Here is a 1,986-nt window from a genome sequence, read left to right as displayed (position 1 = left end):
CGAGTCATTTTGCTGTGCGCCTTCTTGATTAAAAGGAGATAATTCTTTTTTAGCCAGAAAAGCGGGAAGGTAAACCATGACGCAACTGACCCAGAACGACATCGAATCGATCGAAAATAAATTACGCGAACGCCAACAGGTATTGCTCGAAGAAGTCCGCAATGAACTCGACGAACGCGAGAATCAGCACCTGGCCACTATCATGGGCAATGACCCAGGAGATGATGGTGATATATCGCTGGCTGATGTGCTGGCTGATCTGAACATTGTGCGGGTAGACCGCCAAATCAACGAGCTGCGCGAGATCGAAGCCAAATTGGCGCAAACCAGGGAGAGCAACCTGAATGAATGTATCGATTGCGGCAGGGAAATCGGTTTGCAACGCCTGCTGGCTTACCCGACGGCTATGCGCTGTGTGAGCTGCCAGGAAAGGCACGAGCAGATGTATGCGCATGAGGGGCGCCCAAGTCTCTGATGCTGTGAATAAGTGGCTACGGCGGCATGACAGAAGACAGCACACAAAACCAACTGATTGAAGCGCTACTTGATCCTGGGCGTTATCCCCATCCAGTCAAGCACATTCAGCATGTGGAAACGCATATTTCCCATGTGCTGCTCACCGGCGATTTCGTCTACAAGCTGAAGAAACCGCTGAATCTCGGCTTTCTCGACTTCAGCACGCTGGACAAGCGCCGCTTCTCCTGTGAGGAAGAGCTGCGGCTTAACCGCAGGCTCGCACCGGCTGTTTACCTTGCAGTCGTCACCTTTAACGGAGAAGCGTCGGCGCCCCGTATCAACGGTCCGGGTCCGGTACTGGATTATGCCGTCAAAATGAGCCAGTTCGATCCAGCATCAACCCTGGATAGGCTCGATGATCTGGCCCCATTATCGGTGCAGCAGGTCGATGCGATCGCCGCTGCCCTGGCAGACTTCCACGCGCATATCCCAACTGCATCAGCGGATTCACCATGGGGCGGGGCAGCAACCCTCTGGCAGCCGGTTGCCCAAAACTTCGAACAAATCGCGCTGCAGGCTGGCGAGCATCCCGAAGCACTTAACTGGCTGGAGATTGTTCGGCAATGGAGCGTTGCCGAGCACAGCAGGCTATTGCCCGATTTTAACCAGCGCCGGACACAAGGCTATGTGCGGGAATGCCATGGCGATCTGCACCTCGGCAACATGGCCTGGCAAGCGGGGGAGTTGCTGATTTTTGATTGCATCGAATTCAATCCGGCGTTGCGCTGGATCGATGTCATGTCAGAAGTCGCATTCTGCTACATGGATTTGCGGTATCGTGATCATCGTGATCTCGCCTCGCGCTTTCTCAACCGCTACCTGGAGCGCACCGGCGATTATGCAGGCATAAGGCTCATGCGCTACTACACGGTTTACCGCGCCATGGTACGCGCCAAAGTCGCGTTTATCCGCGCAAGCCAGCCGGATTTATCTCCAGAACAGACGCAACACGAGAGGCAACAGGGGCTGGCTTATCTTCGCTTGGCTGGCAGACTCACTCGTCCGGAAAAACCCATTTTAGTGATCACCCATGGTTTATCAGGTTCGGGCAAGACCCTGTTCAGTCAGCAGCTGATCATGCAATTCGAAATGATCAGCCTGCGCTCCGACATTGAACGCAAACGCCTGGCGGGTCTGGATGCGCTGGCCAAAAGCGGTTCATCAGTTGAAGGCGGTATTTACCGCCAGGAGTTTTCCCGGCGCACCTATGACTATCTGGTAGAACTTGCCGAGACGCTGCTGAACTCAGGTTGGCACGTACTGGTAGATGCTACCTTCATCGCGCGCTGGCAACGTGAGTTATTCCAGCAGCTTGCTGCGCGTTGCGCAGCGGTATTTTACCTCCTGGATTTTGCCGTGCCGGAAGCATTGCTCAGACAGCGCGTTCAAGCTCGCAGCAAGGCGGGTAGAGATGCTTCCGAGGCGGATATTTCTGTGCTGGAGCTGCAGTTGAAAACCCAGGAACCGCTG

2 protein-coding genes are annotated in these 1,986 nt (G+C 54.7%); both read left to right on the top strand.

The window, feature by feature from the left end; genetic code table 11:
• Positions 1-76: 76 nt before the first annotated feature.
• Positions 77-475, top strand: coding sequence for a TraR/DksA family transcriptional regulator (locus tag BLP80_RS14785; protein ID WP_090544493.1), 399 nt, complete (start codon positions 77-79; stop codon positions 473-475).
• 26 nt (positions 476-501) lie between these two features.
• A partial coding sequence (locus BLP80_RS14780; RefSeq protein ID WP_090544491.1) for a bifunctional aminoglycoside phosphotransferase/ATP-binding protein occupies positions 502-1,986 on the top strand: 1,485 nt, incomplete at its 3' end.

Origin of the sequence: Nitrosomonas sp. Nm132, assembly GCF_900100485.1 — a bacterium.
Taxonomy (GTDB): domain Bacteria; phylum Pseudomonadota; class Gammaproteobacteria; order Burkholderiales; family Nitrosomonadaceae; genus Nitrosomonas.
Note: the sequence above shows the minus strand (reverse complement) of the source record. Positions and strands in the feature narration are given on the sequence as shown.

Excerpts from the sequence above, each read along its gene's own strand:
- BLP80_RS14785 (WP_090544493.1), top strand. The coding sequence starts at position 77 with ATGACGCAACTGACCCAGAACGACATCGAATCGATCGAAAATAAATTA.